Raw genomic sequence first — 21,374 nt, forward strand, 5'->3', positions numbered from 1 at the left:
CTCAGTTCAAGCCCATGGCTGCAGGAGTGCCGGTGGCGAGCGCGGGGCCGCCGGCAAAGATCAGGTTGACGTCGGCGCTGTCCATGCGCCAGGCCGGCGCGGCGCCGCTGCGCAGCGCACGCTGCACCAGGGCCTGGGCCGACAGGCGGTGCCAGTCTTCCGGCACCCGCTGGCCATTGGCCACGCCGATGACACGCAGCTTGTGGCGGATCATGGTGTCCAGCGCCGGGGCCATCTTGACGGCCTCATCGATCTTGGACAGCACCACGCCATGGCAGCTGGCGGCGCGCCAGGCGGTGACCACGTCTTCTATCGTCTCGCCCTGCTGGGCCGAGTTGATGACCAGCAGGCGGCGGATGCTGGGGTGGGCCAGCATATCGAGCAATTCGGTAGTGCGGCTGTCGCGCTGGGCCATGCCAGCGGTGTCGATCAGCACCATCTTTTTGCCCGACAGCAACTCCAGCAGGTCTTCCAGCGAGGTGCGGTCATGGGCGGTGTGCACCGGCACGCCAAGGATGCGGCCATAGGCGCGCAGCTGTTCGTGGGCACCAACCCGGTAGGCGTCCAGCGTGATCAGGCCCAGCTGGCTGGCACCGTGGCGGGTGGCGAAGGCCGCAGCGATCTTGGCCGTGGTGGTGGTCTTGCCGACGCCGGTGGAGCCGATCAGTGCGAACACGCCGCCCTGCTCTTCCAGTGCCGGGCTCATTTCGTCGGTCAGCAGATTGCGCGCCAGCACATTGGCGGCCCAGCTGAGTTCGTCATGGGGCCCCTGCTTGCTGTCGTCGAAATGAGCCGGGCAGCCCTCGACCAGCTTGCGCACCAGGGCCGGCGAGAAGCCGACTTCGAGCAGCTTCTGCGTCAGCCGCGCCTGCACCGGCTGGCGCTGCAGCTTCTCCATGAAGGCCAGGGCGCCAAAGCGCTCCTCGATCAGGCCCTTCATCGAGCGCAGCTCCTTCATCATGTCCTGCTGGTCGCGGCCGGGTTGCAGCTCGGCCAGTGTCGGCAGCCGGGCCTCGGCGGAAACACGGATCTCATCGCGCAGCACCGGCGGCACACGGCGTGCCGGCTCGGCCGGCGCCTCGGCACGCGACATGTCGACACGGCGGGCGCCCATCGCCTGCATCGCTGCCTGGGCGCGCAGCTGGCGGGCTTCCTGCAGCGAGGGCACGCCCTCGGGCAGCGGCGCGGCGGCGGCGCGCGCCGCCAGCTCGCTTTCCAGCGGATCGGGTTGACCGTTGAGTTCGGCCTGGCGGCGCTTGAGCATCCGTTCACGGACATAGTCCTGGAAGGACAGCGTGCTCATCGCCAGCGTCTGCACATCGGCCTCGACCGGCGTGCCAGTGGCACCGAACTCGGCCAGCCGCGGATCGCGGCGCTCAAAGTCACGCGCGGCACGGGCGTTCAGCGGGGCCGCAGCCGGTGCGGCAGGGCGTGCGGCGACGCGGCTCGGCGCATTGACGCGCGGAGCGGTGGCCGCCACGCGCTCGATCTGCTTCATGCCCTCGGGTGCCATGGCCAGCACCTCGATGCCGTCCGGGCAAGGCTTGTTGGAAAGCACCACGGCGTCTTCGCCAAAGGCCTGGCGGACCAGCGCCATGGCCTCACGCGTGCTGCGGGCGGTAAAGCGCTTGACGTTCATGCTGTGCCTCCGATGATGGAGCCGATTCGGATCGAATGGGTTTCAGGAATCTCGCTGTGGCCCAGCACCTTCAGGCGCGGCGCGGCACGGCGCAGCAAGCGGGCCAGCGGGGCGCGGATCAGATCGGGCACCAGCAGGCAGGCAGGCACGCCGCGGTCTTCCTGGGCCTGGCTGGTCTCGGCGGCGCTGCGTGCCAGCGTGTCGGCCACGCCCGGGTCCAGCGCGGCGCCGTGGGGGGAATTCAGGGCCTGGGTGACCAGACGCTCCAGTTCGGGCTCGAGCGCAATCACGTCGAGCTCCTTCACCGGGCCATAGATCTGCTGGACGATGGCCGGCGCGATGTGGGTGCGGATGCGGCGGGCCATCTCGGCCGGATCGGTCACGCCCGGGCTGTTCTCGGCGATGCACTCGACGATGGAGCGCATATCGCGGATGTGCACGCCCTCCTCCAGCAGCAGCTGGAGCACGCGTTGCAGTGTGGCGATGCCGACCATTTTGGGAATCACGTCTTCGATCAGTTGGGGCGACAGGCGGGTCAGGTGGTCGACCAGCTGCTGCGTCTCCACCCGACCCAGCAAACGGGCCGCGTGGACTTGCATCAAGTGTGAAAGATGGGTGGCGATGACGGTCGAACAATCAACCACCGTAAACCCATTCATTTGGGCCATTTCGCGCTGGCGCTCCTCGATCCAGACGGCCGGCAGGCCGAAGGCCGGATCGGTGGTTTGCGCGCCGATCAGCTTCTGCGTCGCATGGCCTGGATTGATGGCCAGCCACATGCCCGGATAGGCCTCGGCCTCGCCGATCACCGCACCGCGCAGCGTCAGCCGGTACTGGCTGGGGCGCAGTTCCAGGTTGTCGCGGATATGAACGGCCGGCGGCAGAAAGCCGACCTCCTGGGCGAACTTGCGCCGCACGCCCTTGATGCGCGAGAGCAGATCGCCCTCCTTGTTCTTGTCCACCAGCGTGATCAGCCGGTAGCCGACCTCCAGGCCCAGCGTGTCGATGGGCACCAGATCGTCCCAGCTGGCCTCGGCATTGACCTCGGGTGCGGCCACCGGCGGTGGTGCGGCCTTGGCGCGGGCGGCGGCCTGGTCGCGGGTGCGGGCGAACCAGGCCATATAGCCCAGGCCGGCGGCGATCAGCAGGAAGACCAGGTGCGGCATGCCCGGGATCAGGCCCAGCATGCCGACGACACCGGCGGTGATGGCCAGCGACTTGGCCGAGCCAAAGACCTGCCGGCCGATCATCGAACCGATGTCCTTGTCCTTGCCGACGCGCGACACCACCATGGCCGCAGCCACCGAGATCAGCAGCGCCGGCACCTGCGCGACCAGCGCATCACCAACCGCCAGCAGGATGTAGGAATTGGCCGCCTGCGCGGCCGACAGGCTGTGCTGGGCGACGCCGATGATGAAGCCGCCGATGATGTTGATGAAGAGGATCAGGATGCCGGCCACCGCATCGCCGCGGACGAACTTGCTGGCACCGTCCATGGAGCCGAAGAAGTCTGCTTCGTCGCTCAGCTCGGCGCGGCGGCGCTTGGCCTCCTTCTCGTCGATCAGGCCGGCATTCAGGTCGGCATCGACGGCCATCTGCTTGCCCGGCATCGCATCCAGCGTGAAGCGCGCTCCCACCTCGGCGATCCGCTCGGCGCCCTTGGTGACGACGATGAAGTTGATCACCACCAGGATGGCGAAGACGATCAGGCCGACGGCGAAATTGCCGCCGATCAGGAAGTGGCCGAAGGACTCGATCACCCGGCCCGCCGCGCCGGTGCCGGTGTGGCCTTCCAGCAGCACGACGCGGGTCGAGGCCACGTTCAGCGACAGGCGCATCAGCGTGGTCAGCAGCAACACCGTCGGGAAGGCGGCGAAATCCAGTGGCCGCAGCATATGGGCGGCCACCATCATCACCATGATGGCCATGGCGATATTGAAGGTGAACAGCAGGTCCAGCACAAAGGGCGGCAGCGGCAGCACCATCATCGACAGAATCATGATGATGGCCAGCGGTGCGCCCAAAGCGCCCACCACGGCCGCGCGCGGGCCCAGCAGCGCCTGCAGCTGTGCAATCAAGGCGTTCATGCCTCATCCTCCAGGTCGGCGTCGCCTGGCACGCCGGCATTCGGTTTGTGATGCGGGTCCAGCTCGGGCGGCACCTGCGGATCGGGGGCGTGGTCGGGCGCCACACCGCGGCCGGCCATCGCGGCCTTGAGCTGATAGACGTAGGCCAGCACCTGGGCCACGGCGGCGAACAACGCGGCGGGGATCTCGCGGTCCAGCTCGGCGTGGGCATAGAGCGCCCGCGCCAGCATCGGTGACTGCAGCACTGGCACCTTGGATTCGCGCGCGACATCGCGGATCTTCATCGCCAACAGATCGGCGCCCTTGGCGATCACGCGTGGCGCCGCCATCGTCGCGTCGTCGTACTTCAGCGCCACCGCATAGTGGGTCGGGTTCATCACCACCAGATCGGCCTGCGGCACGGCGGCCAGCATGCGCCGCTTGGCCAGCTCGCGCATCTTGGCCTTCATCTTGGCCTTCATCTCCAGGTTGCCTTCGGCTTCCTTGAGTTCCTGCTTGGCCTCTTCACGCGACATGCGCAGCCGCTTCATGTAGAGCTGGCGCTGCAAGGGCACATCGATGACGGCAAAGAGTGCCAAGGCCAGGCCCAGAAAGGCCAGGCCCCCGAGCAGCTGCTGGCCGGCATAGGCCAGGGCGCTGGGCAACGGTACGGCCATGATGCCGATGAAGCTGGCGATGCGATCTTTCATCACCATGGCCGCGATCAGGCCCAGCACCAGGGCCAACGCCACGGCCTTCAGCGCCTGGCCCAGGCCCTGCCACTGGAACAGGCGGCCAAAGCCTTCGATCGGGTTCAGGTGCGAGAAGCGCGGCGCCAGCGGCTTCATCGTCCAGTTCCAGCCGCCGCTGGCGATATTGGCGCCAATGGCCAGCAAGGCCAGCAGGCCCGAGACCGGCAGCACAAAGGCCATGGCCTTGAGCGTGAGCAGCTCCAGCCGTTCACCCATGAAGCCGGGGCGGGCCAGCAGGCTGGCGTCGAAACGCAGCGACTCGGCCAGCATCTGCTGCAGCCAGTCGCTGGCCTGCGGCGCACCAAGGGACAGCATCACGCCAGCGCCGACCATCATCACGAAATGGGCGAGATCGCGCGAGCGCGGCACCTGGCCCTCGGCCCGAGATCGTTTGATCTTCTTGGCTGAGGCCGGTAAGTTTCTGTCTTGTGCGTCTTGGTCGGCCATGGCGGGATGCACGCCTATTGAGGCGTGCTGCCATTCTTGGCCGCCAGAGCCGGGAACTTAAGCGAGATAAGGCGGGCGAATCAGGCCGTCATTCGAGCCTGCGCACCGTGCAAAAACGACAAACCCGCCAAACGGCGGGTTTCCAGGATCCAAAGCGTGTCGCTTCAGAAGCCCAGGCTGGCGAGCAGGTCGTCGACCTCGCCCTGATTGGCCACCACATCGGTGCGGCCTTCCGGGTTCACAACCGGGCCCTGCAGGATGTTCGGGTCCACCTTCTCGCGCTGATCGGGCGGCACCACCGAGACCAGCAGCTTGACCAGCGAGTCCTCGAGATCATTGGCCAGTGTCACCACCTTGGCAACGACCTGGCCGGTCAGGTCATGGAAGTCCTGCGACAGCATGATGTCGGTCAGGTGCTGATCGATATGAGCCGTCGAGGTCTCGACCGACTTGACGAAGTTCATCAACGCGCCACTGGCCACCGCCTTGACCGGATCGGCCACGATGGCCGCGGCCATCTCGTTGGTGGCGGCGGTGATGCGCGCATGTTCGGCCTTGGCCTGATCGACCGAGTTCAGCACCTTGTTGGCGGCCTCGGCCGTCTTGGTGGCGATATAGCTCAGCCGGCTGCGGGCATCGGGCAGGCCGTCGGTCGCCGTCTGCAGCTTGGGCATGACGCCCAGCTGCTGCATCGTGTCGTGCAGCACACGGGTGATCGAGCCGATCTGCTGGAACACCTCGGGCGACACCACCAGGGGATCATTGCCTGTCGATAGCGAAGCAAGTTCTTCCATCTTCATGGGGAGCTCCCTGGGGTTCAGGCCGCGGCGGCCAGTTTTTGCATGATCTTCTGAACCTTTTCTTCCAGAGTCGCCTTGGTGAAGGGTTTGACGATGTAGCCGGCCGCGCCGCTTTGGGCGGCCAGCACGATGTCTTCCTTGCGTGCTTCTGCGGTCACCATCAGGACCGGCAGATGCTTCAGATTCGGATCTTCCTTGATCGCCTTGAGCAGCTCGAAGCCGGTCATGTTCGGCATATTGATGTCGCTGACCACGAAGTCGAACTTCGCTTGCTTCAGCATGTTCAGCGCCTCAACCCCGTCTTCCGCCTCCTCGGCATTGTTGTAGCCGATCTCCTTCAGCAGACCACGCACGATGCGGCGCATGGTCGAGAAGTCATCGACGATCAGGAATTTCATATCAGTGCTCATGGCTTTCCTCGCAGGTGCTTGAGGGCTTATCGGCGCGCAGCCGCCGGACTTGAGGCGTTCTGCGCGCTGGGTGTGTCGGTATTTTCCGCAGTTTCTTCTTCGTCGTCGGGCAGATTTTTCAATACTGCATCTTCGGCGTCGCGATTCATCACAATGATGCTGATCCGGCGGTTGACAGGACTGTCCGGCATCTTGCTGTCCAGCAGCTTGCTGGCGGCCAGCCCCTGAACCCTGAGCATACGTGCTTCCGGCAGGCCGCCGGCCACCAGTTCGCGCCGCGAAGCATTGGCACGGTCGGCCGACAGCTCCCAGTTGCTGTAACCCCGCTCGCCGCCCGGAAAGGGCTGCGCATCGGTATGGCCTTCCAGCGTCAGACGGTTGGGTACCTCGGTCAGCACCTCGCCGAGTTCGCGCAGCAGGTCACGCATATAAGGTTTCACGACGGCGCTGCCGCTGTCAAACATCGGACGGTTGTTTTCGTCGACGATCTGGATGCGCAGGCCTTCCTTGGTCATATCCAGGCGGATCTGCCCGCCGAGAGCAGCGAGCTTGGGATTGTTGGCCAGTGTCTTTTCGACCTTCTGTTTCAATTCCTCGAGCCGGGTGCGCTCGGCGCGGCGTTGTTCTTCCTTGAGCGCGCGCAGATTGATGGTGTGCCGCTTGGCATTCACCTCGCCGGACTTGACCTGGCCGGTCTGGCGGGTCAGGTCTTGCCCACCGCCGCGCACCACGCTGGACGAATCGCCGGAGCCGGAGCCGCCCAGCATCGCCACCTTGAGTGGCGACGCGAAATAGTCGGCAATGCCCTTCTTGTCGCCCTCGGTGGTCGAGCCCAGCAGCCACATCAGCAGGAAGAAGGCCATCATTGCCGTGACGAAGTCGGCGTAGGCAATCTTCCAGGCGCCACCATGGGCGGCATGGCCGCCCTTCTTGACGCGCTTGATGATGATGGGCTGCAGTTTCTTGGCGTCACCGGCCATGATCGATCAAATCCTTCCCTGTGCTCGTCCGCTGGGCCATGCTGAAACAGGCCGCGGGCTTCTCTACTTCTTCTTCACATGGCTTTCCAGCTCGGCGAAGCTGGGGCGGTCGGTCGAATACAGCACCTTGCGGCCAAACTCGATCGCAACCTGCGGCGCATAGCCCTGCATCGAGGCCAGCAGGGTGGTCTTGATGCACTGGAATTCCTTGCTGCCATCATCGACCTTCTGCTCCAGCAGGCCGGCTAGCGGCTCGGCAAAGGCGTAGGCGAGCAGAATGCCCAGGAAGGTACCGACCAGGGCCGAACCGATCATGCCGCCCAGCACCGCCGGTGGCTGGCCGACCGAGCCCATGGTGTTGACCACGCCGAGCACGGCCGCCACGATGCCGAAGGCCGGCAGCCCGCCGGCCAGGCGCTGCAGCGCGGCCACGGCCGAATGCGCTTCGTGGTGGTGGGTCTCGATCTCGCTGTCCATCAGCGATTCGATCTCATGGGCGTTCAGATTGCCCGAGACCATCATGCGCAGATAGTCGGTGATGAATTCGGTGACGTGGTGATCGTTGCCGACGGTCGGGTACTTCTGGAACAGCGGCGAGCTGTGCGGGTCCTCGACGTCTTTTTCAATCGACATCAGGCCTTCCTTGCGCGCCTTCTGCAGGATGTCGTACATCAGCGCCAGCAGCTCCATATAGCGGGCCTTGGAGTACTTGCTGCCCTTGAAGCAATCACCCAGGCCCTTGGCCGTGGCCTTGAGCACCTTCATCTGGTTGTTGGCCACCATGGCGCCGATGGCGGCGCCAAAGATGGTGGTCATTTCAAACGGCAAGGCATGCAGCACCACGCCGATATTCCCGCCGTGGGCGATGAACACGCCGAAGATGCAGGCCAGGGCGATCAGCCAACCGATGATGACAAACATGTGCTTCGACTGCTGGATTGGAGCGGATGGGCGAGCCGGACGGTCCGCACCGGGGTGAGGGTTTCCTCAGGGATATCGGCCCAGGGGGGATGGGACTTGAGTGTGTCTCGCGACACTGATCCCGATCCGCTCAACACCGTGGCTTTTTCCCTGCAGACGCAGGCATTGCCAGGCCGGTTTGCAGATCACAAAAAGAAAAGGCAGAAGACCGTTCGATCCTCTGCCTGAAGGCGCGCCCTGCCGCGCCATGAAGAGACAAGCACTAAAGAAACAAGTCAATCTATCCTCTGCATCCCATCAGCACGCCCTCGCAGCGCGCCGATGCGATAGACCCAGACGCTGTGAAGCGGTCCGAGCCTGAAACAAGCATGGGGCACGGCCGCCGGAATTTCAAAGTCCAGACTGACGAGCCAGGCCTCGGCGTGCATTTCTGCACAGCTTTTGCGCAGCACCGCCGCCATCGACTCGGGCCGCTGGAAGACATAGAGCAGCTGGTAGGGCTGCCAATCCAGCGCCCACATATCGCCGCGGTGCACCGCGGCCCAGGGACAGCGCCAGGCCGTCAGGCGCGCCAGCAGGCCGCTCCATTCGATGCCTTCGATCCTGGCTTCGGGGAAGACGCGGCGCAGCTCGCGCAGGCCATCACCCAGGCCGCAGCCGGCGTCGAGCACGCGAGCCCCGGCCGGCAAGTTCAGCAGACCGACCAGTTCGCGCAACGCGCCACGCGGTGTGGGAAACAGTGGCGCATCGCCCCAGCTGCGCCGCGGATAGAGCAGCAGCAGCAGCAAGGCCGGCAGCAGCCAGGCCCAGGCCGGCCAGGCCTGGGCTTGCTGCGTCAACAGCAGCGCCAACGGAAAACCGCAGGCGATCAGCAGGCGGCGCCAGCGACTGGGTTCCTTCAGCCCCAGCAGCAGCGCCGGCAACAGCGCCAGCAGCAGTGCCGGTGCTGGCGGCATCCCGGCTTGCAAGCCAAGCCGGTACACCGCCCAGCTGCTCAGCCAGCCGAACAAGGCGGGGGTCGGCCAGCGCCAGCAGGCGTGCAGCCAACGGGGCGACAGGCTCAGGCTGGCCATGGGCAAAGCAAGGGGGAGAGAGCTGAAGACAAGAGGGGCGCCGCACCGGTGCCGAGACCGGCAAGCGCCCTCGCCCGGGAGGATCAGTGCATCTGGATCGCGCCTTGAGCGCGGCCCTTGCCAGCACGTGCCGGCGGGTTGCACAGGCCGCAGACATAGTGGCGGGCAATCTCATGCGGGTGGGTGACGAAATGGCCACCGCACTTGCAGCACTTGGTCATCGTCAGCATGCCGTTGTCGACAAACTTGACCAGGCGCCAGGCTCGGGTCACCGACAGCAGCGGCTCCAGGCCCTGAGCCTGGGTCTGCTCCAGGTACAGCTGATAGGCCTTGATGACCGTATCGATCTCGTCGATCTCGGCGACCTTGTTCAGGTACTCGTGCATGTTCAGGAACAGCGAGGCATGGATGTTCGGCTGCCAGGTCATGAACCAGTCGGTCGAGAACGGCAGCTGGCCCTTGGACGGCGACTTGCCCGAGACTTCCTTGTACAGGCGCAGCAGGCGCTCGTAGGACAGATCCGTCTCCGACTCCAGCACCTGCAGGCGGGCACCCAGATTGATCAGGGTCACGGCACGTTCGATTTGGCGGGCTTCAGTCAGGATGCTCTTGGTACGCATGGTGTGTCTCGCTTTGTATTCGGTCAGGTGTCTTACGGGGCCAGCGCCGAGCCGCTCTCAAGCGGCCCCGCCATGCAATTCAAAGCCGGGCCCTGCCCGCTTTGAATTGCACCCCCTCGGGGGGTGGTCATGCGTAGCCGCATGACCGGGGGTGATCGGTCAAGCCGCTTCCTGATGACGCCCCGCCATCAGGATCGACGCATGCAGACGCGACACGCTGTCGTTGGCGGCCGGCTTGCCGTGGCTGGTCAGCAGGCCCCAGACCAGGTCGTCGTCCATGCGGAAGCGGCACAGCAAGGTGTTGCTGGCAGCAATCTTCATCAGCTGGGCCGGGCTCAGAGTGTTCAGCAGCGTGGCGGTGTCTTCCGAGATGCCCAGGCGGAACAGCGCTTGTTCGCGGTCGGAGCGGATCAGGCTTTGCGCCAGCATCAGGTACGACAGATTGGCTTCACGGATTTCGGTGAGGATTTGGTCTGCGTTCATGTTCGGCTCCGGTTTCTCTTCGCTTGGGTTTGGTATCAACGTGAAACGGATTGTGAAGAGCCAAACACAATCACAACATCAGCCCATTTCCGTGACTGGAGTCCCTGTTTTTCTCGGCCGCTTGTCAGACAAATTCCTACACGGGCGTCTGCGCTCGGCATGAAAAAAGCCACGCTTTTCGGGCGTGGCTTCCGGGCTGCTCCCCATGAAGACGGGAGCGGCGTGCTGTCCGCGCTGTCAGGCAGCGGCGTCCTGCTGGAGTTGGACCTGCAGGCGTTGCAACTCGGTCTTGACCAGCGGCAGCAGATCCGGCGCCTCCTGCATCAGGCTGGCATGGGCCGGGCCGGCGGTCAGCTGCTGCAGCACGTCATGGGCGGCGCGGTGTTCGCCGAGTCCAGCCAGCGCAAAGCCCAGCGTGTAGAGGCTGGCGCCATGGTGTGGCTGCAGCTGCATTGCCCGGTGGGCATAGCCGGCGGCGTCGCCCAGCTCGCCGGCACTGAGCAGCAGGGCGGCCATATCGCTGAGCACCTCGTGGCTCATCGGCTCATGGGTCAGGGCCTCGCGCAGGAGGCTGAGGCCGCGGCCCAGACGGCCATCGGCCGCCTCGGCAAAGGCGGCATTGCGGGCCTGCGCCAGCAGCAGCAGCGCATCGTCGGAAATCGATTGGGCCGTTGCCGCCGCTGCGCTGGGCGCTTGCTTGCGTGAACGGATCGGATAGCGGGTGCTTGCAGTAGGCATGGTGTTCTCCAGGTTCTTCAGATTCGGGAATGGGCGATCACTTGAGGCGCTTCAGTGCGCCGCCAGGCCTGGCGCCGGCGAGGCCCGCGATCGATGAAGAAAGCCGCCTGTCGGGCAACCGGGGCCGTCTTGCGCACTGCTGTTCATCAATCGCTCCTCAACAAGTGAAGAAGGTGGAGGCTCTGCTCGAGCCGAATCCGCCTGAACCTGAAGCAGCGCGCGCACGCACCGTCGGCAGCGGTTGATCGAACTTTAGAGATCAGGCCCCGTGCTACTCGGCAGAAAAGCACGGTCTTGCTGCTTCATCTCGGCCCCTGTCCCTCGCCCTGCCTGACGAAAACCACTCAGGGCCCGCGATCCAGCGCTCCATACAGGATCCCCGCCCTTTCAGCTCAAGACATCAATCACCGACAAGGACACAGCCGCCCCAGCCAGCCCTACTGCCTTCAGGCGCCGCCAATGCCGCTTTCTCCCGCTCTGCCGACCGGCCGAGCAGTGATCGAAAGAACAGGTCAGACAGCGAGCCGCTTATCAACTGATCGAGCCTCTTGACAAACAGCGCTTAAGTTCCGACTTGCGCTGTCCGATAGCCATTCCAACGGGTCTGGAAACAGACACGTGGTCCGGTTAGAAGGCCGCAAGTTGGGCGCCCCGCCACGAGGAGGGTCGCAAGGCTTCAACGGTTGACTAGCGCCGGGCGGTGCAGGTCAAGGTTCCTAGGAATCTGGGTCTGCAAGCACGGGTGCCAAACCCGGGCACCCGAGTCACGTCGGCGCTATGCCGGGAGTCTTTAAGCTGAAAGGAGCGCATCATGCCCGCCATCATCAATACCAATCTGCTGTCGCTGAATGCACAGCGCAATACCAATGCCGCCCAGTCTGCCGTGGCGGTTTCCATGCAGCGCCTGTCCTCTGGCCTGCGTGTCAACTCTGCCAAGGACGATGCCGCCGGCCTCGCGATTGCCGAACGGATGAATGCTCAGGTCAAGGGCATGAACGTCGCGGTGCGCAATGCCAACGACGGCATCTCGCTGGCGCAAACCGCTGAAGGCGCGCTGGGCAAGGTCGGCGACATGCTGCAGCGCATGCGTGAGCTGGCCGTGCAGTCCGCCAACGGCACCAACAACAGCACCGACCGCGGCGCACTGAATAACGAATTCAGTCAGCTGCAAAGTGAAATCACCCGGCTCACGAACAACACCACGTTCAACGGCCAAGCGGTGCTGACCAACACGACGGCCTTCAACTTCCAGGTCGGCGCCAACGCGACGACGAACGACACCATCACCATCAACGGCCAGAACATGCTGGGCACGACCACCACGGCCGCAACCAACGATGGCGCGCTGGCCGAAGTGGTGAACTCGACCAACACCGACATCTCCAACGTCGGCGCGGCCGGCACCGGTGCCACCTTCGACGTCTATGCCGCCGGCACCAAGGGTGCACTGGACTCGGTGGCCAAGATCGATCTGGCACTGGCCCAGGTGAACACGGCACGGTCGACCTTCGGTGCGGCACAGAACCGCTTCGACGCGGTGACCGCCAGCCTGACGGTGTCGGTGGAAAACCAGTCGGCCGCTCGCAGCCGCATCATGGATGCCGACTTCGCGATGGAAACCGCCAACCTGAGCCGGGCGCAGATCCTGCAACAGGCCGGCAACGCGATGATCGCCCAGGCGAACCAAGCGCCGCAGCAAGTGCTGACGCTTCTTCGATGACCCTGGGCCAGCCCAGCTGGCCATGAGCAGCACGCTCGCCCCCGTTATCAACGCAAGCGGACTGAGTCCGCCAGCACAGGCACCGTGAAAAGGCCGTTCAATCCCCGCCAATTCAGGCGATTGAACGGCCCTTATTTGCTAGACACGGCTCAAGACGAATCCCTTCCTCACCGATAACTGTCTCAACGAGTCCCAGCTCGTAAGCGAAACGCGACAAGCGGCCGACGGCACTCACGCCCCAAGCGTCAGTCCAGGTCGATCGGAGGTGAGTCACATCACCCTCTGGCTGACGCGGCAGCATCGCTCTCGCTGCATGGGCTCGGAACTTTGTCATCGGTATTGAAAGGATCGCGTCATGCCTCAAATCATCAACACCAACTTGCAGTCGCTGAACGCTCAGCGCAATCTGGCAAGTTCCCAGTCTTCGCTGACCGTGGCCATGCAACGCCTGTCTTCCGGCATGCGCGTCAACTCGGCCAAGGACGATGCCGCCGGCCTGGCCATCGCCGAACGGATGAACACCCAAGTACGCGGCATGAGTGTGGCCGTGCGCAACGCCAATGACGGCATCTCGCTGTCGCAAACGGCGGAAGGTGCCCTGGGCAAGGTCGGCGACATGCTGCAACGGATGCGCGAACTGGCGGTGCAATCCGCCAACGGCACCAACAACGCCACCGATCGCTCGGCATTGAACAATGAGTTCACCTCGCTGCAGAGTGAAATCAGTCGCCTTGCCGCGAACACAACCTTCAACGGCCAGGCCGTGCTGACCGGCACCACCGGCTTCACCTTCCAGGTTGGCGCCAATGCGACCACCAACGACACCATCACCATCACCGGCGTCGACATCCTTGGCACGACGACCAATGCCGGCCTCAACGATGGCGCCCTGGCGGAAGTGGCCAATGGCACCAACACCGACATCCTGAATGTCGGCGCGGCCGGCACCGGCGCCACCTTCGACGTCTATGCTGCCGGCACCAAGGGCGCACTGGATTCGGTCGCCAAGATCGATCTGGCCATCTCGCAGGTCAACACCGCCCGCTCCACCTTCGGCGCCGCACAGAACCGCTTTGATGCGGTGATCTCCAGCCTGAATGTGTCGGTGGAAAGCCAGTCGGCCGCGCGCAGCCGCATCATGGACGCGGACTTCGCCGCGGAAACCGCCAACCTGAGTCGCGCGCAGATCCTGCAGCAGGCCGGCAACGCGATGGTCTCCCAGGCCAATCAGCTGCCGCAGCAGGTGCTGACGCTGCTGCGCGGCGGTTGACGCCGCCAGGCGCAGGCCCGCCGCCCTACAGCGGCGCGCGTCTTGCGCTGGCCGAGATGGCGGCTGCCACGCCCTCGATCGCTGCTCGCACAGCGCATTGATGGGCGTGGTTTTCCGCCTTAATCGGCCTTTTGAGTTTTTTGAGCACTCGCAGAATTCGTTCACCGCGTCGCAATTTGTCGGCGTGAGATCCGGAGCCATCCGGGCGCTGTTGGGGTCAGTTCTTGCCCCTGCGGTGAACGGATGATCGGCAGACCCTGTGAGCAGGGCCACCAGCCCGCCAGACAAAAGGCGGCGGGCAGGGGTTCAGCAAGGTCGGTCGGCCGGTTGTCACCGGAATTTGCAGGAGTGCTCAAATGCCCCAGACCATCAATACCAATATCGCGTCCCTGAATGCCCAGCGCAACCTGAACACCTCGCAGGGCATGCTTGGCGTCTCGATGCAGCGCCTGTCGTCCGGCATGCGCGTCAATTCGGCGAAGGATGATGCGGCCGGGCTGGCAATTGCCGAGCGCATGAATACCCAGGTTCGTGGCATGAACGTCGCGATCCGCAACGCCAATGACGGCATCTCGCTGGCGCAGACGGCGGAAGGCTCGCTGGGCAAGGTCGGCGACATGCTGCAGCGCATGCGTGAGCTGGCGGTGCAGGCGGCCAACGGCACCAACAATTCCAACGACCGCAGCGCACTGAACAATGAGTTCAGCCAGTTGCAGACCGAAATCAGCCGGCTGGTTCAGAACACCACGTTCAACGGCTCGCAGGTCTTGACCGGCGCGTCCACTGCCTTCACTTTCCAGGTCGGCCCGAACGCGACCTCGAACGACCAGATATCGATCAACTCGACCGATATGCTGACGACCACGACAGCGGCCGGCACCAACGATGGTGCGTTGGCCGCAGTGATCAATTCGACCACGACCGACATCCTGAACACAGGCGTGGCCGGCACCGGCGCCACCTTTGACGTCTACGTGCCTGGCACCCAGGGCGCACTGGACAGCGTGGCCAAGATCGATCTGGCGCTGGCGCAGATCAACCTGGCCCGCTCCACCTTCGGCGCGACGCAGAATCGCTTCGATGCGGTGATCTCCAACCTGCAGGTGGCAGTCGAGAACCAGACCGCCGCACGCAGCCGCATCATGGATGCCGACTACGCGCAGGAAACCTCGAACATGTCGCGTGCGCAGATCCTGCAGCAGGCCGGCAATGCGATGGTGGCGCAGGCCAACCAGCTGCCGCAGCAGGTGCTGCAACTGCTCAAGGGCTGACGAGGGCTCCGCGCCCTCCCCCCTTTTCGCCGCATCGGCTCAAGTTCGTCCAGTGATGGTCGATATTCCCAGAGCCTGAGACTCGTTCGAGTGCGCAGGCGCACCAGCGAGACTCCGTCATGGCAAGCATTACCAACACCGGCCCGGCCCTCAATTCGGCAGGCATAGGCAGCGGCCTGGACGTCAACTCGATCGTCACCAAGCTGATGAGCATCGAGGCTCAGCCGGTGACCGATCTGCAGCAGGCGACGACCAAGCTGCAAACCAAGATCTCTTCCTACGGCCAGATCCAGAGTGCGATCTCGGCGATGCAGGACGCGGCGCGCAAGCTCAACACGCCCGAGACCTGGGCCGCCGCCACCGCCACCTCCTCGGACAGCAGCACCATCAGCGTCGCCGCGACCAGCGCAGCGCCGGGCAGTTACAGCGTCTCGGTCAGCCAGCTGGCGTCCGCCCAGAGCTTGTCCAGCGCCAGCTACACCAACAGCAGCACGGTCGTTGGCCAGGGTAGCATCACCATCGAGCCGGGCACCTGGAGTTCAGACCAATCGACCTTCACCAGCAAGTCGGGCGCCACGCCGGTCACCATCAACATCGCTTCGGGGCAGGACTCGCTGTCCGCGATACGTGACCAGATCAATGCGGCCAAGGCCGGTGTCACGGCCTCCATCGTGACCGATAGCAAGGGCGCCCGCCTGGTGCTGCGCTCGCAAAGCACCGGCGAGACAAGCGGCTTCAAGGTCAGCGTCAGCGATGCCGACGGCGGCGATGGCGATACCGCCGGTCTCTCGGCACTGGCTTACGACCCGACGGCCAGCGTCGCCTCGATGACCTTGAATCAATCTGCCGCCAATGCCAAGGCCAATATCAATGGCCTGGACATTGACTCGGAGTCGAACACCTTGAGCACCAGTGTTGACGGCTTGAGCATCAACCTGCTCAAGACCAGCAGCTCGCCCATCACCATCAGTGTTGGCAGCGACAGCGCAGGCTTGAAAAAGAACATCACCGACTTCGTCACCGCCTACAACAGCGTCGCCAAGCTGTTCCGCGATCAGACCAAGTACGACAGCGCCAACAAGACCGCCGGCGCATTGCAAGGCGATTCTCGTGTTGTCGGCCTGCAGTCGCAGCTGCGCAGCCTGACAGGCAGTTCGACCAGCCTTGGCGGCGCCTTTTCACGTGTGGCCGACATCGGCCTTGACCCGGCGGGCGACGGCACGCTGACACTCAACAGCAGCAAGCTGGACAAGGCGCTGACCAACCTCACCGACCTGAAGCAGTTCTTCACCGGTGTGGACAGCAGCAATGCCACCAACAACGGCTTCGCCCAGCGCTGGAACAAGTTTGCCAGCGACACCTTGGGCACCGATGGCCTGATCACCACCGGCCAGAAGGCGCTACAGAGCAATGTGACCCGCAACAACGATCGCATCTCGCAGCTGCAGGACCATCTGGCACTGGTCGAGAAGCGCTTGCGTGCCCAGTACACCTCGCTGGACACGACCATGGGCAAGATGAACCAGCTCTCAGCCTATGTGACCCAGCAATTCAGCACCAGCAGCAAGTAAGGCCGAGCAGCTGGCTTGCGGCCGTGCATGGCCCGCCCACAGGCACCCGCCGCCAAGGCCGGTGCCTGTGTCGTTTCTGGGGCTGCCGTCCTGGCTTGACCAAAGCGCGAAAAGCCCTGTTCCACGCCCCTTCCCTGCCAGATATTGCACAAGGTACCAGGCTCAAGTTCCGCGGTGCACGGCCGAAAAAAACTCCAACACGGCCCACTTGGAAACTGAAACATGTACGGCAGCTCCTCACCTTTCGCATCACGCAATCAGCGGGCCAGCGCGATGTACAACCGGGTCGGTCTGGAAACAGACGTCCTCAACGCCAGCCCGCACCGCCTCGTCAGCCTGCTGTTTGACGGCGTCAATGAAGCGATGTCGCAGGCCATCGGCGGCATCATGAGCGGCAACAATGAGGTCAAGAACCGTTGCCTCGGCCGCGCGGTGCGCATCCTTGACGAAGGCCTGAAGGCGGCCCTGAATCTCGAGGCCGGCCCCCTGGCCACCGATCTGCGCGACCTCTATGCCTACCTCTGCATGCGCCTGACCCGGGCCAATCTGCACAGCGATATCGCGGCCATCGAAGAGTGCCAGCGTCTGCTGCAGCCAATTCGCGAGGCCTGGGCTGGCATCAGCGACAAGACCTGACCCGATTTGACCGTGCGCCGCGCTGGCGCCGCCCCACAAGACACGAACCGGATACCGCAATGAATACCCACCTTCTCAGCTACTACGAAGCCATCGAACAAGCCAGCGCCGACATGCTCTCAGCCGCCCGCTCGGGCAACTGGGACGAAGTGGTCAAGCTCGAAGGCGCCTGTGTGCTCCTGATCTCGCAGCTCAAGCACGCGGCCACCGAATCGAAGCTGGCGCCCGAGGAGGCCCAGCTGAAGACGCGCATCATGCAGCGCATCCTGCTGAATGATGCCGAGATCCGCCACCTGGCCGAACCCTGGCTGGACGATCTGGATCATGTGCTGGCCGGCAAGAGCAAAATGGTGCACTGAACAAGTCCCTGGTGCCCACTCGAGCGCCCAGCCCCCAGCGACAGCCCCATCCCGGGGCTGTACGCACAAAATGACCCAAGCAGAATGACTGCCGCGACCCGACCTGACAGCGCCACCGATACCGCCACCGCCCACGCCGAACTGGATGAATTCCGGGTCCATTCGGCCCCCGAAGTGGCGGGCTACCTGCGCGAGCTGAGCGAATCACAGCTGCGCGTGCTGCTCAGCACGCCAGATGGTCAGACCCTGCACACGATGATTTGCGCGCTCGACGCGCCGCGCGGCGTGCTGGGCTTTGACATCCCGGGTGAGAACAGCCAGGTGCGCGCCCTGCTGGGCAGCGACGAGGTGGTCGGCGTGGCCTTTCTGGATGCCATCAAGCTGCAGTTCGATCTTGAGGGCCTGGTGATCGTCAAGGACAAGAGCGGGCCCGTGCTGCGCGCCCAGCTGCCGCGGCGCATGTATCGCTTTCAACGCCGCCAGGCCTTCAGAGTGCAGCCCACCGGGCTGAACTTTCCCCGCGTCGCGCTGCGCCATCCCAGCCTGCCGGACATGCTGCTGAACCTGCGCGTGCTGGACATCTCCATGGGCGGCCTGGCCCTGCTGCTGCCTGAGGATGTGCCCGAGATCGAGGGCGGCATCGAACTGGCCGGCGCGCTGATCGAGTTGGACCGTGACACGCGTTTCGAGCTCAGCCTGCGTCTGCAACATGTCGCCCCGATGGGCGAAGGCCATAGCGGCTCGCGGCTGGGCTGCGCCTTTGTGTCACTGCCTCCCAGCGCCTCGCGCGAGCTGCAGATCTACATCGACCAGACGCAAAAACGCCGCCGGATGATGAAGCTATGAATCCAGCCAGGCCGCGCGGCTTTACCTTGCTCGAGGTCGCCTTTGTGCTGGCGGTGCTCGGCATCGTGTTGGCCATCGCGGTGCCCGGCTATGCCCACCTCAGCGCACGCGCCAAGCTGCGTTCGGCCGCCGAGGCGCTGGCCAGCGATCTGCGCAATGCGCGCCTGCTCAGCGTGCAGGAGCGCGTACCGGTCTTCGTCAGTTTTCACAGCGGCGCCCAGTGGTGCTGGGGCGTGAGCCGCACCCAGGCGTGCGAATGCGAGACCGGCAAGCCGCGCTGCGACGTCAGCAGCGCCAGCTACAAGAGCCATCCCGATGTGCTGCTGCAAGCCGGCAGCGACAGCGAGTTTGAACCGGGCCTCGGCCGCGCGATGCGCTGGAGCCAGGTCGGCATGTCCAACAGCAAGAACCAACAGCTGCATGTGGACCTGAATGCCATGGGCCGGCCGCAGATCTGCGGCCCCGCCGCGCCGCGCAGCTCGGACTGCTGAACACAGGCAGCGCCTGCCGATAGAGCAGGCTCAGACCTGCATATTCATGATTTCCGAATAGGCGGCCACAAAGCGGTTGCGCACCTGCAGCGCTGCCTGAAAGCCGATCTGCGCCTTCTGCATCGCCACCATGGTCTCTTCCAGGCTGACGGTGGGATTGTCCAGCTGCACCTCGCGCTGCATCGCCTGGGCCTGCATCTGCTGCTGGCTCACGCCCTTGAGCGCCTGTGCCATTGCATCGCCAAAGCTGCTGCCTGCGGCGGCCCGGGTCTTGGCCAGCGGCTGCCCATTGGTCGCCAGGCCGGCGCGGGCGGCGGCCTGGGCGAAATCGAAGGGTTTGAGCTTGACATCCATGGCGGGCTCCTTGCCGTGACAGCCCGGCGCACGTGGACGGCGCAAAGGCTTCTGGCAGGTGAGTGAATGCTAGGGCGTCAGCCGTGCTGCCAAGAGCCGAACTGCGCTCGCTTTGTCGGCCTCTTCTCGGCTTTCTTGAGGGCCTGTTTCCGAATAATCAAAACCCGAGAAAGCCCCCAATTCATTCGCGACCGCCCCCCGCCCCAAGTCCATGGACAACGCCCTCAGCCCGACCAGCAACGCGATCACGGAAACGCCGGCCGTGGCCTTGCCCAGCCTCGGTGCCCGGGTGATGGCCCTGCCGCTGCGCAACAAGCTCGGCCTGGGCGCCGGCCTGGCTGCCCTGGCAGCGGTGCTGGTGGCGATGAGCATGTGGTCCTCGCAGGGCGACTATCGGCCGGTCTTCACCGGCCTGTCCGACAAGGATGGCGGCGCCGTCATCGCCCAGCTGGCGACACTGAACGTGCCCTACCGCAGCGAACCCGGCGGCATCATCCTGGTGCCGGCCGCTCAGGTCTATGACGTGCGCATGAAGCTGGCCTCGGCCGGCCTGCCCAAGGGCAGCACGGTCGGCTTCGAGCTGATGGACAAGCAGTCGATCGGCCAGACCCAGTTCAATGAACGCCTGAATTTCCAGCGTGCGCTCGAAGGCGAGCTGACCCGCACCATCACCGCGATGAGCGATGTCGCCGACGCCCGCGTGCATCTGGCGATGCCGCAGCAGAACGGCTTCTTCCGCGAACAGCAAAAGCCCAGTGCCTCGGTGATGCTGACGCTGCGCGGCGGCCACACGCTGGATCGCGCTCAGGTCGCCGGCATCATCCATCTGGTCTCGGCCAGCGTGCCGGAGCTGTCACCCAAGGCGGTCAGCGTGCTGGACAGCAGCGGCGCCTTGCTGAGCAGCAACAGCGCCGAGAACGGCAGCGGCCTGGACAGCCAGCAGCTGCAGTACAAGCAGCAGATCGAGGCGACGCTGAACAAGCGCATCTACGAACTGCTGGAGCCGGTGGTCGGCCGCGACAATCTGCGCGCCACCGTCAGCGCCGATGTCGACTTCTCGCAGGTTGAATCGACGTCCGAGGAGTTCAAGCCCAACCAGGGTGCCAATGCCCAGGCCTCGGTGCGCAGCCAGCAGACCAATGAGTCGCAGAACGCCGTGCCCGGCCAGCCCAGCGGCGTGCCCGGTGCGGCAACCAACCAGCCGCCGGTGCCGGCCACCGCCCCGATCAACGGCAGCGCGGCGCCGCTGCAGGCCACCCAGGGCGGCAGCGGCCAGCAGAACTCGCGCCGTGAGGCCGTCACCAACTACGAACTCGACAAGACGGTGCGCGTGACCCGCAATGCCACCGGCACCGTGCGCCGACTCAACGCGGCCGTGGTCGTCAACCACCGCAGCAGCACCGACCCCAAGGGCAAGGTCAACAGCATCCCGGTGCCGCAGGAAGAGCTCGACAAGCTGACCGCCCTGGTCAAGGAGACCATGGGCTTCAACCAGGAGCGCGGCGACTCGCTGAAGATCGTCAGCGCGCCCTTCGTCAGCGAAAAGGTCGACAACGTCGACACCCCGCTGTGGAAGCAGCCCTGGCTGATCGACATCATCCGCGCCGCCGCCGTGCCGGCCGCGCTGGTGATGGTGGCCCTGATTGCCGTCTTCGGCATGGTGCGCCCGGCCATCCGCGCGGCCTACCCGCCGCCGCCCGAGCCTAGCGAGAGCGAGGCGGAAGGCACCGAGCTGAATGAAGTCGTCGACGACCAGAACGTGCTGCTCGGCCCGAACGGACTGCCCGCACTCGAAGCCCCGGTCGCCAACGAAAAGCTGGAGCGCGCCCGCCAACTGGCCCGTGACAACCCGGCCGCCGTCGCCAACATCGTCCGCGCCTGGGTCAACGGCGAAGACCCGATGACCGCGACCTGAACCGCCAAGGAG

Annotated in this window: 21 protein-coding genes; 9 read left to right on the forward strand and 12 right to left on the reverse strand. The window is 64.8% G+C overall.

Features of this window, described 5'->3' with window-relative positions:
- Position 1 precedes the first annotated feature (1 nt).
- From flhF to RQP53_RS08675, 11 genes are all read right to left on the reverse strand, one after another.
- The gene (gene flhF / locus RQP53_RS08625; protein ID WP_315649817.1) at positions 2-1,639 is read right to left on the reverse strand and encodes a flagellar biosynthesis GTPase FlhF; all 1,638 of its coding nucleotides are present in this window, start codon (positions 1,637-1,639) and stop codon (positions 2-4) included.
- Positions 1,636-3,726 (reverse strand): flagellar biosynthesis protein FlhA, encoded by a 2,091-nt coding sequence (gene flhA, locus RQP53_RS08630; RefSeq protein WP_315649819.1) that lies wholly within the window; start codon positions 3,724-3,726, stop codon positions 1,636-1,638. The genes flhF and flhA overlap by 4 nt, the downstream gene beginning before the upstream one ends.
- A complete protein-coding gene (locus RQP53_RS08635) occupies positions 3,723-4,904 on the reverse strand; it encodes an EscU/YscU/HrcU family type III secretion system export apparatus switch protein (RefSeq protein ID WP_315649820.1) in 1,182 nt (393 codons plus the stop codon). The genes flhA and RQP53_RS08635 overlap by 4 nt, the downstream gene beginning before the upstream one ends.
- 164 nt (positions 4,905-5,068) lie before the next feature.
- Complete coding sequence (locus RQP53_RS08640) at positions 5,069-5,704, reverse strand: protein phosphatase CheZ (RefSeq protein WP_315649821.1); 636 nt, start codon at positions 5,702-5,704, stop codon at positions 5,069-5,071.
- A 17-nt stretch (positions 5,705-5,721) separates the two neighbouring features.
- The gene (cheY, locus tag RQP53_RS08645; protein ID WP_315649823.1) at positions 5,722-6,114 is read right to left on the reverse strand and encodes a chemotaxis response regulator CheY; all 393 of its coding nucleotides are present in this window, start codon (positions 6,112-6,114) and stop codon (positions 5,722-5,724) included.
- 26 nt (positions 6,115-6,140) lie between these two features.
- Positions 6,141-7,094 carry a flagellar motor protein MotB gene (motB, locus tag RQP53_RS08650; RefSeq protein ID WP_315649824.1) on the reverse strand — a complete coding sequence of 318 codons (954 nt, stop codon included), beginning with the start codon at positions 7,092-7,094 and terminating at the stop codon, positions 6,141-6,143.
- Positions 7,095-7,157: 63 nt separating this feature from the next.
- On the reverse strand, positions 7,158-8,015 hold the full coding sequence (gene motA / locus RQP53_RS08655; RefSeq protein ID WP_315649825.1) for a flagellar motor stator protein MotA: 858 nt from the start codon (positions 8,013-8,015) through the stop codon (positions 7,158-7,160).
- 275 nt (positions 8,016-8,290) lie between these two features.
- A complete protein-coding gene (locus RQP53_RS08660) occupies positions 8,291-9,088 on the reverse strand; it encodes a class I SAM-dependent methyltransferase (protein WP_315649826.1) in 798 nt (265 codons plus the stop codon).
- An 83-nt stretch (positions 9,089-9,171) separates the two neighbouring features.
- Positions 9,172-9,708, reverse strand: coding sequence for a flagellar transcriptional regulator FlhC (gene flhC / locus RQP53_RS08665; RefSeq protein ID WP_315649827.1), 537 nt, complete (start codon positions 9,706-9,708; stop codon positions 9,172-9,174).
- Positions 9,709-9,867: 159 nt separating this feature from the next.
- Positions 9,868-10,191, reverse strand: a complete 324-nt coding sequence (gene flhD, locus RQP53_RS08670; RefSeq protein WP_315649829.1) for a flagellar transcriptional regulator FlhD — start codon at positions 10,189-10,191, stop codon at positions 9,868-9,870.
- A gap of 237 nt (positions 10,192-10,428) precedes the next feature.
- Complete coding sequence (locus RQP53_RS08675) at positions 10,429-10,929, reverse strand: tetratricopeptide repeat protein (protein ID WP_315649830.1); 501 nt, start codon at positions 10,927-10,929, stop codon at positions 10,429-10,431.
- Positions 10,930-11,740: 811 nt separating this feature from the next.
- Between RQP53_RS08675 and RQP53_RS08680 the strand changes: the two genes are divergently transcribed.
- From RQP53_RS08680 to RQP53_RS08715, 8 genes are all read left to right on the forward strand, one after another.
- Entirely contained in the window at positions 11,741-12,649 is a 909-nt protein-coding gene (locus RQP53_RS08680) for a flagellin N-terminal helical domain-containing protein (RefSeq protein WP_315649831.1), read from the forward strand.
- A 355-nt stretch (positions 12,650-13,004) separates the two neighbouring features.
- On the forward strand, positions 13,005-13,919 hold the full coding sequence (locus RQP53_RS08685) for a flagellin N-terminal helical domain-containing protein (RefSeq protein WP_315649832.1): 915 nt from the start codon (positions 13,005-13,007) through the stop codon (positions 13,917-13,919).
- A 356-nt stretch (positions 13,920-14,275) separates the two neighbouring features.
- Positions 14,276-15,190: a flagellin N-terminal helical domain-containing protein gene (locus RQP53_RS08690; protein ID WP_315649833.1), complete on the forward strand. Its 915-nt coding sequence runs from the start codon at positions 14,276-14,278 to the stop codon at positions 15,188-15,190.
- 119 nt (positions 15,191-15,309) lie between these two features.
- On the forward strand, positions 15,310-16,761 hold the full coding sequence (gene fliD / locus RQP53_RS08695; protein WP_315649834.1) for a flagellar filament capping protein FliD: 1,452 nt from the start codon (positions 15,310-15,312) through the stop codon (positions 16,759-16,761).
- Positions 16,762-16,983: 222 nt separating this feature from the next.
- A complete protein-coding gene (fliS, locus tag RQP53_RS08700) occupies positions 16,984-17,397 on the forward strand; it encodes a flagellar export chaperone FliS (protein ID WP_315649835.1) in 414 nt (137 codons plus the stop codon).
- A gap of 59 nt (positions 17,398-17,456) precedes the next feature.
- Positions 17,457-17,756 carry a flagellar protein FliT gene (locus tag RQP53_RS08705; RefSeq protein ID WP_315649836.1) on the forward strand — a complete coding sequence of 100 codons (300 nt, stop codon included), beginning with the start codon at positions 17,457-17,459 and terminating at the stop codon, positions 17,754-17,756.
- An 84-nt stretch (positions 17,757-17,840) separates the two neighbouring features.
- Complete coding sequence (locus tag RQP53_RS08710) at positions 17,841-18,602, forward strand: flagellar brake protein (RefSeq protein WP_315649837.1); 762 nt, start codon at positions 17,841-17,843, stop codon at positions 18,600-18,602.
- The gene (locus RQP53_RS08715; protein ID WP_315649838.1) at positions 18,599-19,093 is read left to right on the forward strand and encodes a pilus assembly FimT family protein; all 495 of its coding nucleotides are present in this window, start codon (positions 18,599-18,601) and stop codon (positions 19,091-19,093) included. The genes RQP53_RS08710 and RQP53_RS08715 overlap by 4 nt, the downstream gene beginning before the upstream one ends.
- Before the next feature lie 30 nt (positions 19,094-19,123).
- On the opposite strand, the gene fliE is transcribed toward RQP53_RS08715, so the two are convergent.
- Entirely contained in the window at positions 19,124-19,447 is a 324-nt protein-coding gene (fliE, locus tag RQP53_RS08720) for a flagellar hook-basal body complex protein FliE (RefSeq protein WP_315649839.1), read from the reverse strand.
- Positions 19,448-19,658: 211 nt separating this feature from the next.
- Between fliE and fliF the strand changes: the two genes are divergently transcribed.
- Positions 19,659-21,362 carry a flagellar basal-body MS-ring/collar protein FliF gene (gene fliF, locus RQP53_RS08725; protein ID WP_315649841.1) on the forward strand — a complete coding sequence of 568 codons (1,704 nt, stop codon included), beginning with the start codon at positions 19,659-19,661 and terminating at the stop codon, positions 21,360-21,362.
- Positions 21,363-21,374: the final 12 nt, after the last annotated feature.

The sequence above is a fragment of the Roseateles aquae genome (assembly GCF_032337115.1).
GTDB lineage: Bacteria > Pseudomonadota > Gammaproteobacteria > Burkholderiales > Burkholderiaceae_C > Roseateles_C > Roseateles_C aquae.